General features: G+C 40.9%; 11 protein-coding genes. 8 read left to right on the forward strand and 3 right to left on the reverse strand.

The annotated features are described in order from the left end of the window. The 6 genes from DL92_RS0106665 to DL92_RS0106690 all read left to right on the forward strand — a co-directional run bounded on the left by DL92_RS0106665 (position 1) and on the right by DL92_RS0106690 (position 5,443). Positions 1 to 900 (forward strand): DUF58 domain-containing protein, encoded by a 900-nt coding sequence (locus DL92_RS0106665; protein WP_026667254.1) that lies wholly within the window; start codon positions 1 to 3, stop codon positions 898 to 900. Further along, complete coding sequence (locus DL92_RS0106670) at positions 866 to 1,366, forward strand: hypothetical protein (RefSeq protein WP_026667255.1); 501 nt, start codon at positions 866 to 868, stop codon at positions 1,364 to 1,366. Before DL92_RS0106665 ends, DL92_RS0106670 begins: the two co-directional genes overlap by 35 nt. Next, positions 1,357 to 2,466 carry a vWA domain-containing protein gene (locus DL92_RS0106675; protein ID WP_026667256.1) on the forward strand — a complete coding sequence of 370 codons (1,110 nt, stop codon included), beginning with the start codon at positions 1,357 to 1,359 and terminating at the stop codon, positions 2,464 to 2,466. The genes DL92_RS0106670 and DL92_RS0106675 overlap by 10 nt, the downstream gene beginning before the upstream one ends. Then, a complete protein-coding gene (locus DL92_RS0106680; RefSeq protein WP_196803771.1) occupies positions 2,463 to 3,419 on the forward strand; it encodes a vWA domain-containing protein in 957 nt (318 codons plus the stop codon). Before DL92_RS0106675 ends, DL92_RS0106680 begins: the two co-directional genes overlap by 4 nt. A 2-nt stretch (positions 3,420 to 3,421) precedes the next feature. Continuing rightward, positions 3,422 to 4,204, forward strand: coding sequence for a tetratricopeptide repeat protein (locus DL92_RS0106685; RefSeq protein WP_026667257.1), 783 nt, complete (start codon positions 3,422 to 3,424; stop codon positions 4,202 to 4,204). 204 nt (positions 4,205 to 4,408) lie between these two features. Further along, positions 4,409 to 5,443 (forward strand): hypothetical protein, encoded by a 1,035-nt coding sequence (locus DL92_RS0106690; RefSeq protein ID WP_026656915.1) that lies wholly within the window; start codon positions 4,409 to 4,411, stop codon positions 5,441 to 5,443. Positions 5,444 to 5,537: 94 nt separating this feature from the next. Here DL92_RS0106690 and DL92_RS0106695 read toward each other — a convergent pair whose 3' ends face one another. Beyond that, positions 5,538 to 6,059, reverse strand: coding sequence for a peptidylprolyl isomerase (locus DL92_RS0106695; RefSeq protein WP_026656916.1), 522 nt, complete (start codon positions 6,057 to 6,059; stop codon positions 5,538 to 5,540). A 156-nt stretch (positions 6,060 to 6,215) separates the two neighbouring features. Here DL92_RS0106695 and DL92_RS20150 point away from each other — a divergent pair, with 156 nt between their 5' ends. After that, positions 6,216 to 7,526: a sensor histidine kinase gene (locus DL92_RS20150; protein ID WP_051199130.1), complete on the forward strand. Its 1,311-nt coding sequence runs from the start codon at positions 6,216 to 6,218 to the stop codon at positions 7,524 to 7,526. 14 nt (positions 7,527 to 7,540) lie between these two features. Next, positions 7,541 to 7,681, forward strand: a complete 141-nt coding sequence (locus DL92_RS20995) for a hypothetical protein (RefSeq protein ID WP_155841058.1) — start codon at positions 7,541 to 7,543, stop codon at positions 7,679 to 7,681. Between the two features lie 106 nt (positions 7,682 to 7,787). On the opposite strand, the gene DL92_RS0106710 is transcribed toward DL92_RS20995, so the two are convergent. Both DL92_RS0106710 and DL92_RS0106715 read right to left on the reverse strand, forming a co-directional pair. Then, positions 7,788 to 8,510: a hypothetical protein gene (locus DL92_RS0106710; protein ID WP_155833794.1), complete on the reverse strand. Its 723-nt coding sequence runs from the start codon at positions 8,508 to 8,510 to the stop codon at positions 7,788 to 7,790. A gap of 38 nt (positions 8,511 to 8,548) precedes the next feature. Continuing rightward, the gene (locus tag DL92_RS0106715) at positions 8,549 to 9,055 is read right to left on the reverse strand and encodes a hypothetical protein (RefSeq protein ID WP_026656919.1); all 507 of its coding nucleotides are present in this window, start codon (positions 9,053 to 9,055) and stop codon (positions 8,549 to 8,551) included. Positions 9,056 to 9,364: the final 309 nt, after the last annotated feature.

Consider the following 9,364-nt stretch of genomic DNA (forward strand, 5'->3'; position numbering starts at 1 on the left):
ATGAATATTGATTACGAATACTTATCTAAGATAAGGAGAGCGGTAGCTCTTTATACAAACAAAAAAACTTCAAATATTCTGGACGGTGATTTTCACTCCATTCATAAGGGAAGAAGTATGGAGTTTGAAGATCTTAAAGAGTATGCACTCGGCGATGAGGTTCACGATATCGACTGGAAGTCTTCCTCAAGAATGGGAAAGACGCTGGTAAGAAGGTATATGACCGACAGAAGGCACAATGTAATGTTTGTGTGCGACTGCGGCAAGAAAATGACGGGCGATACTCCGCGAGGTGAGTCCAAGAAAGAAGTTGCGCTTCTTACTTTCGGAACGGTCGCATATCTTACAGATAAGAACGGAGCTGATTTTTCGGTGGCATTTCCAAAAGGAGATACGTCGGAGATCAGTATGTTCAAGGCGGGAACCGAGCATATCGAGAGACTCATTTACGAGTATGAGAAGTATATTGATAAGGACAGCGATATTTCTTTTGAACAGTGCATAAAAAACGTCCTTAACTGCGTACACAAGAGGATGATCGTTATTCTTATTACCGATATTGAGGGGCTCACATCAGTCAGTGAGAGTACGCTCAAGGCGGTTGCCTGCAACAACGACCTTATGGCTATGTGCATTGAAGACGCCATGCTGACAGGGGATAACGTGTTTGACAATGAACTTGGGCACTATGAGAAATGGTTTCTTTCTCATAATGAAAAACTCAGAAAGCAGGAGCTTGAGTACAGGGAGGCTGCGGCAAACAGCATAGCAAGCAGCAGTAAGCAGAGCAGAACATCGGTTATCTCGCTTTCGGGTTCGGATGAGATAATCGATAAGACAATAGTTTTATTTGAAAGGCACAGACATGGAAACTACGGTTACATTAAGACCACCATTTGAATATAGTATTTGGGTTTTGCTGGTCGGAATCGTTATTTTTGCGGCCTTTCTTTTTGTGTTTGTTTGGGTGCTTTTAAGAATACTTGGAATAGAGAGAAACCAGAGCGATCCTTCTGCTAAAAAAGAAAATCGTTTCAGCATCAGTAGCGGTTATCAGTACATAATGAAACAAAAGTATATCGCGCAGATCCAGATGCTTAAGAATGATTACAAAAACGGCAAGGTGAGCCAGAGAGAAGGATTTCAGAGGCTCAGTCTTTTGATCAGAGGGTTTATACACGATGTTACGGGAATCAATGTTGAAACGGCGACTATCCGTGATGTAAAAAAACTTGGTATCAAGCATTTGGATAAGCTTATGGAAGAATATTACGTTCCGGAATTTGCGGAGGACGGAAGACCGATATCCAAGGAACTTTCGGAATCCTGTGAAACGGCAATGGGAGTGATCAGAACATGGACATAATGCATAAATGGGTCATCGTTTTGGGAGTCTTGGTAATCGCCGGAATATGTTTTTGGCTTTATAAATACAGCAAGAAGATAACGAATGAATTTAACGGTGGGCTACGAGCCGCCAATACCCAGAGAATCAGATCCAGCGAGTTATATATTGAGTTGTTTAAACAGTACCGCATAATCAGGACAGTTCTGATAGCGGGACTTATAATATGTTTGCTTTCGTCTTTTATTCTTATTTCAAGACCGTTTAAGTCAAAAGAAGTTGTCAACGGTGTGAAGAAAAGAGATATCATAATCTGCCTTGACGTATCATATTCGCTCTATGACCTCAACTCAGAGATTACAGAATATATAAAAGGCGTGGTAAAGGGACTTGAAGGCGACAGGATAGGAGTGAGCATTTTTAATACTTCATCTGTTACATATGTTCCTCTTACGGATGATTATGATTATGTTGTGCAAAAGCTCGATGAGCTTGATGAGTATTTCAAGCTTCAGAAGGATATGTACGACAATTTTTACAACAAGTACCAGTATCTTACGGATATGACAGAAGAGGAAAAAGAGAGGTTCTATGAGCTGGATGAGAAGCTTTCTTATTACGAGGCGGGAACTTTGTACCGCTCAGACACAAAGGGATCGTCGCTCATAGGAGAAGGACTTGGCTCTGCACTTTATTCTTTTCCTTATTTAGGAGAATCGGACAGAACCCGCGTTATCATCATGTGTACAGATAACGAGCTTAATTCGTACTATCCTGAGATAATGAATCTTAAGGACGCATCAGAGGCGTGTAAGAATAATAAGACTACAGTATTTGGAATTTTCCCTTCGGAGGATAAGTTCTATCTGCCTGAGGAATACAGCTACAGGACATGCTCTTCGGAATTTCAGAGCGCCGTTGAGAATACCGGCGGAAAGTTTTATGTAAGAACGGACGAGCATCCTGTTTCAGAGATTGTTCAGGATATCCAGAAGCAGGAAGCGATGATGGTAAAAGTCGTTTCATCAAGAGAAAATGTTGATATACCGGAAGCTGCGTTTATAATGCTTCTTTTGGGAATTGTCGTGTTCTGCGGAGCAGGATGGGTGTTGCAAAAATGATTATAAGACCTATTTTACCGATAGCGTTCCTCCTCATAATCTTTGCGGTATTGATCGCAATTACGGTCTGGGGAGTTGTCAGAACGAGTGTCGAAAGAAAAGACAAAATATTTACCGTGCTTAGGCTCGGAATTATATACATCCTGGTGCTTATTATCGGGTTGAGACCCATGACTGCGGATGAGGAATACGAGTTTTCCACAAGGAATCTCGATGTTATCTTTGTTGTGGATACAACGATAAGTATGTGGGCGGAAGATTATTACGCCGGCAACAGGATAGACGGTGTAAAGAAGGATGCAAAGCAGATCATAGATGAACTTGCGGGTAGTAACTTTGCACTTGTGACGTTTGACGATCAGTCTCACGTTATTTCACCGTGCACACAGGATATGGAGCATGTCAAGACTCTTTTGGATACGCTTGCGCCTCCCGGATATGAATACGCGGGCGGAAGCGATATGTCTTTACCCTACAAGGATCTTGAGTCTCTGCTTCTTTCTTCTTCAAGAAAGGAAAACAGGAAAAGCATAGTTCTGTTCATGAGCGACGGTGAGATCACAAACGGCAATGAGCTTACGTCTTATGAGGCTTTGAAGCAATATGTGGATTCTGGTGCGGTTCTCGGATACGGCTCTGTAAACGGTGGAAAGATGAAGATTGACAATACGTACATCTACGACGATGCCGAGGGGAAAGAAGCCGTATCTTACCTCAACGAGGAAAATCTTAAGAGCATTGCGGGCAATCTCGGGGTTGAATATCACAATATGAACAGCGGAAGCAAAGGGCTCAACAATACGATAAATGTGATAAAAGAGACCTCAAAGACCATAACCGAGAAAGAGGACGGAATGGAGAAGTATGTCGATCTTTACTTCTGGTTTGCCATACCGCTCGTTTTGGCACTTATTGCGGAACTGTGCATATTTAGCATAAAAGGGAGGTTATGAGTATGAAAAAAACACCTCTTAGATATATCTTTTTGTTGGTATTTTCACTTATTATCTGCATCGCAGGTGCTTCGATAGTTACAAGGGTTTTGGTTAACAAGGTTTTTGTAAAAAGATTTAACGCAGGGAACTATGATACTAAGCTTGAGGAAAAACTTTTGCTTCTGAACTTCCCTGAGAGTTACACTCCTTTCTACAATCTCGGAGATGCGTATTACAAGCAGGAATGCTACTCGGAGGCTGCAAGCTACTTTACTGAAGCGCTCAAAATGTATCCTCCCGAGGAAAAAGAGTGTTCTATAAGGATAAATCTTGCTCTTTCGCTTTGCTATACGATAGATTTTTCGGACCTTTCAAGCCAGGATAAGATTGATACGGCTATTTACGTTCTTTATAAGGCAAGGGATGTTCTTCTTGAGAACGGATGGGCGGTTGAAGAAGGCGATAACTTTAGGGATGCCGATGCCCAGCAACTCAAAGAGGACATTGATAAAATGCTTGAGAAGCTCAAGGATCCTGAAAATTCAGACGACGATCAGCAGGATAACGAAGAGTCTTCCGAACAGGAAAATGAAGATTCTTCAAACGACGATAACAAGAGCAGTTCAAAAGAGAAGCGGCAGCAGGATGAGCTCCAAAAGAGTAAAGAAGGTGCTATGAAAGAGCGACAGGAAGCCCAGCAAAGCGCCGACGGTGAGAAGAAAGCTCAAGAGAAAGAAGGACAGGAAGGTGCAACAGGCGGTCAGGGCGGAGAAGGAGCACCGCAGCCCGTAAAACAGTGGTGATTCTGATTTTATATGGACTTTTTGTAGGGAAACGCGGATTAAAGCGTTTCCTTAGTTTAATTAATTAGAAAATCTTGCATATTTTAGTTGAAAAACACTTTTTTTAATAAAAGAAACACACATATGTGTACAAGATGATGTATAATGTATCTGTAATTTGGTATATTTTGTGTGAAAAAGTATTGCGAAAGGGGATAAGAAAATATGAAAAAAAGCATATCGGCTATCTTGGGTGTTGCGTTGACGATTGTTGTCATAGTGGCCGGAGCGCTTGTTTTTCCTGTGGATTCAAAGGCATCTGAGATGACTTTTACAGGTAAGATTGACGACAGAACGACGGCTGAGAAGATGTATCTTTCTACCTCCGGCGGAACAGTAGAGATTAAGATCGATGATTCGACAGATAACAGTGAGGCAAAGTTTTTCTTCCCCGGAACAAAGGTTACGGTTACTTGTTCTACGGGAAGCGACGGGTACTGGCACGCAACTTCAATCAAAAGCGAGGTAAAGCCCGGAAAAGCTGAAGTAGATTCTGCCAAGTCCACTACTGTAAAGGGTAAGATAGCAAAGGGAACAACAAGAGAGAAGATATTACTTAAGACCGGTGACGGAACAATGGAGATCAAGCTTGATAACGAAACCGATTTAAGCGGAGTTAAGTGCATTTTGGTCGGTAGAGAAATCGAGGTAAACTGCGCAAGAGGATCTGATGCATATATGCATGCTTTGTCTGTAAAAGATAAGCAGACAAGCGCTTTATCCACTGCAAATGTTGAAAAGTATGGAACAGGAGTCAGAGGAACAATATCGGGGCAGACTACTTCAAGTAAGCTTGTACTCAAGACTTCCGAAGGCAGGATGGAGTTTGTGATCGACAGTAATACAGATGCTTCGGAAGGAAGAGTTGTTTTCCCCGGACAGAAGTATACGGTATATTTCTACAGAGGTAATGATTCCTGGAACCATGCTTCAAAGATTGTAAATGAGAGCGATACGTCATCACCTACAGTTTCTGTTGATGAAAGATCAAAAGCTACCGTAAACGGTAAGATCAAGAGTAAGACCAATGAGAGCACTCTTTTCCTTCAGACAAAAGACGGAACAATGGAGATAAGACTTGACGCAAACACGGTATATAACAACTGTCTGTTCCTTATGGAAGATAAGAGAATAGTTGTTACCCTTGCAACCGGTTCTGACGGATATAACCACGCGGTGTCCATATCACCTGAGTGGTAAGATATCAGAAATACAGATATTTAAAAAAATGGAATAATAAAAGCCTTGATTATGGAAGATTCTTCACATAGTCAAGGCTTTTTCATTTAAGATGTCATGCTTTTTCTGGTTCGGGATAATCTACTCCGAAAGTCTCTACTGTAACTGTCTTCATAACCTGAGGTGTTGTGGGACGGTCGTTCCAGTCTGTCTCAGTCTCGGCAATCTTGTTTACAACCTCGAGGCCTTCCGTAACCTTACCGAATGCAGCGTAGTCTCCGTCAAGGTGAGGAGATGTCTTGTGCATGATAAAGAACTGTGAGCCTGCTGAGTTGGGCATCATAGATCTTGCCATTGATAAAACACCCTCTGTATGCTTTAAGTCATTTTTAAATCCGTTTGATGAAAACTCACCCTTGATTCCGTATCCGGGGCCGCCCATTCCACTTCCTTCCGGGTCTCCGCCCTGAAGCATGAAGCCTTTTATTACGCGGTGGAAAATAAGTCCGTCGTAGAAATTCTTTTTGATAAGTGAAATAAAGTTATTTACTGTGTTGGGGGCAATCTCCGGATAGAGTTCAGCCTTTATGACATCACCGTTTTCCATTGTGATTGTAACAATAGGATTCTGTGCCATTTTTTTCCTCCTGATAAATGTTATTGTGTTAGAATCAAACACTTCTGCAAGTATAACATAAAGAAAAGCAAAGTGAAAATACATAGAGAATGCAGATGAAATTTAGTGAATTTATGTCTATAATTATATTATAATCCGTCAAAAGGAGATGAGTGAGTGGAACTTAAATATTTGATCACCGATGCGGAATTGTGGGGCGCATTGTTCTGTATACTGGCATCTGTATATTTGTTTTTGGGCCGCACGATCATAAAGAAAGAGTATAGGGCGCTTGCAATACTGGAACTGACTGTAGGACTGGTTCTGGTGTTTGACGGTCTGGCCTGGTGCTACAGAGGCGTTCCGGGGGAATTTGCGTATGGAATGGTCACTGCATCTAATTTTGTGACGTTCTTGATAAATCCCGTGATCCCTGTTTTTGTTTCAATCTATGTGATCTTTTCTGTTTATGAAGAAAAAAGTGATTTCACGATTTTCTACGCAGTAGCCGCTATCGCGATATGTGCTGAGATTATGCTTATGTTTTCGCAGGGGAGCGGATATATCTATAGAATTAATCCCGATACGAATCTATATGAGAGAGGTCCCGGATTTCCTTTGTGGACTCTGGTCAATATGTCTGAAGCCATAATCTGCATCTTGTATCTTACGTATATGCGCAAGAAAGTGACAAAACGCAGGTTTATTGCGGTGTTCTGCTTTATCTTTGTTCCGATTCTTGCGGCGGGGCTGCAGGTGTTTGTTTACGGCTATTCTCTTTATAATCTCGCCTGCCTTATGAGCGCGCTACTTATGCTTGCTCAGGCAATAGAAGATAATTCCAAGAATTTATTGAATCAGCGGGTGATGATAAGTACAAAAGAAAGCGAACTGTCCAATTTGAGAAATAAGATAGCGCTGTCTCAGATCAGGCCGCAGTTTATTTATACAACGCTTGATTATACAAAGGAGCTGTGCGAACGTGATCCCAAGAGGGCAAAAGATCTTGTCTCATGGCTGTCTGAATATATTAAAGGTAATAAGGGTTTTTCTGAAAAAGATGAGATGATCTTGTTTTCGGACGAGCTCGATCATACAATGACTTTTCTTGAGATTGAAAAGGTTGTGCTTGAGGATGCTTTTGAAGTAGAGTATGACATACGGGAAAAAGACTTTGAGCTTCCTGCACTTACCCTGCAGCCTGTCGTTGAAAATGCAGTAAGGCACGGCATAAGAAAACTTGCGCCGGGAACCAAGGGCATCATAAAGATAAGCACTCATCGCGGAAACGGATATATCAAGATTGAGGTAAAAGACAACGGAATAGGTTTTGATACAGATGAGATCACAGATAATCCCGATTATGAAGCAGAAATGCATGGCTTAAAGAATGTGGAAGAACGGCTTCGCATAATGGAAAACGCAGAGATGCATGTTAAGTCGTATCCGGGAAGAGGAACTACGGTGGAAATTATTATTCCGGTGTGAAAGGAGGAAGTATATTGTTTAAAACTATAAATAAACCAGATATGGATGAATATAATAATCTTATGGAGAAAACTCAGGAATGGGCTGAAAAAGTCGGAATGACGGAAAGCGATATTAGTGAAGCAATTTCTGAAGTTAGAAAAAAAACCGATTAACTCAATGAGTTAATCGGATTTTTTGCCGTTGAATATATAATTGCTTTTTAATGCGTTTCCGCAATAACATCTTATAATAGCATATTGATTAAGTCAATATATATACTTACATAGCGTTCCAGTTGATTCTAAAATGTTCATCCATGATAAATGCTATTACCATTCCAATGCAAAAAACCGAGAATGAAACAAATGTGTATAATGCAACATGCTGGACATTCTTTTTCTTCGCATCCCTAAGTATGACGATCATGCAGAGTAGTGTGATTGCCTCAGATACCAACGCCGGAATATATAATAAAAAGTTATTACCGGTCATTTGGCAAAGAAACTGTCCTGTTTCATATTCATCTTCTACATGAGTTTTGCCTGTAAAGACAGGTGTGAGTAATACACATGTGCAAGGGACAAATCGTAATAGGCTGTTTACTGTCGCAAGTGCTGCTCCTATGTATTGAATGAGCTTGTTCTTATTCTTTTTAAAAAGCAATGTACCAAGAACACATAAAAGCAACGTACACGGAACACCGAAATCTAACAAGACTGCCTGTGTAGTGGAATAGTATGCTCTGAAATCACTATCCGACGGATATTTGTATATATCGCCCACCTTATTGAAACCTGTACTACAAGGTATTCCTGCTATACTGTTAGCAATTCCATGACCGCATTCATGCAGGAAAATACTTACCAAGAAAACTAATAAACTTAAGCCAAACCATTTGATGTACTTCTTCGTAATAATCCCTTCTTTCTGTAAAATTTTTATCCGTTTCAGATTTTCAATAAGAAAAGCAGCTATCATCATTGATAACTGCTTTATTGCCATTTTAACTATTCAAAGATTTATTTGCAATCCGTTTTTTATCAGTAAGTAGCGCCTTTAGCTTCGTTGCTCCACTCACTGAAAGTTCTGTTTGCTCCTTCGCCCTTATAAGCTCTTACCTTAATAAGGAAATCGAAATCATCCTGTGCTCCCACAGTATAGAAGTTATCTGTGGTCTCATAGGTTGAAGCATCCTCAGTATATTCCTGTTCTTCACAGTACTTTGACTTTACAGAGATTTCATATCCATCGGCTCCGTCAACGGAATTCCACTCAAAGTATACATCCTGTCCTTCAGGTCCCTGCTTCTTTACACCATCTTTTACTGTGGGTGCGGCAAGAGCTGAATCTTTTGCCTCATCCTTTGTTGACTCTTCCGCCGTATCGGCAGCTGTATCCGTATCATCTACCGGATCGGTATTTTCGGCACTTTCCACTTCCTCTACCGTTTCTGTCTCAGGCTGCTCCGGCTGTTCAGCCTCCTGTCCGCATGCCATAATTGAAGCTGCCATAATAGATGCAGCCATGATTGTATGAAATCTTTTCATATTCTTTCTCCTACTATTAGTATTGTCATAGTCTTTCTTTACCTTTTCTATAGGTTCGACTATGCTATTTAAGATACTGTGGATTGGTTTCATTCTCCTACCGCATAGACGGTTTTTGGAAGGCTCCAACCACAGTCTCTTTGTTTATTTGTTAATCAGTTAGTTACCGCATGACGGTTTATCAAGAAGTAGGTTACGATTGCAAGGAGCCCTGTGGATCAAAAACAGTATCAATACTATTTTTCGGGAGGTCCTATATGATTTATGTAGGAATTGATGTCGCTAAAGACAAACACGATTGCATTATCA

It is taken from the genome of Butyrivibrio sp. AE2005, assembly GCF_000686965.1.
GTDB classification, from domain to species: Bacteria; Bacillota; Clostridia; order Lachnospirales; family Lachnospiraceae; genus Butyrivibrio; species Butyrivibrio hungatei_A.

Bases quoted from the DNA above. Each gene is read 5' to 3' on its own strand.
- DL92_RS0106665 (WP_026667254.1), top strand. From the start codon at position 1: ATGAATATTGATTACGAATACTTATCTAAGATAAGGAGAGCGGTAGCT.
- DL92_RS0106670 (WP_026667255.1), top strand. From the start codon at position 866: ATGGAAACTACGGTTACATTAAGACCACCATTTGAATATAGTATTTGG.
- DL92_RS0106675 (WP_026667256.1), top strand. From the start codon at position 1,357: ATGGACATAATGCATAAATGGGTCATCGTTTTGGGAGTCTTGGTAATC.
- DL92_RS0106680 (WP_196803771.1), top strand. From the start codon at position 2,463: ATGATTATAAGACCTATTTTACCGATAGCGTTCCTCCTCATAATCTTT.
- DL92_RS0106685 (WP_026667257.1), top strand. From the start codon at position 3,422: ATGAAAAAAACACCTCTTAGATATATCTTTTTGTTGGTATTTTCACTT.
- DL92_RS0106690 (WP_026656915.1), top strand. From the start codon at position 4,409: ATGAAAAAAAGCATATCGGCTATCTTGGGTGTTGCGTTGACGATTGTT.
- DL92_RS0106695 (WP_026656916.1), bottom strand. From the start codon at position 6,059: ATGGCACAGAATCCTATTGTTACAATCACAATGGAAAACGGTGATGTC.
- DL92_RS0106710 (WP_155833794.1), bottom strand. From the start codon at position 8,510: ATGGCAATAAAGCAGTTATCAATGATGATAGCTGCTTTTCTTATTGAA.
- DL92_RS0106715 (WP_026656919.1), bottom strand. From the start codon at position 9,055: ATGAAAAGATTTCATACAATCATGGCTGCATCTATTATGGCAGCTTCA.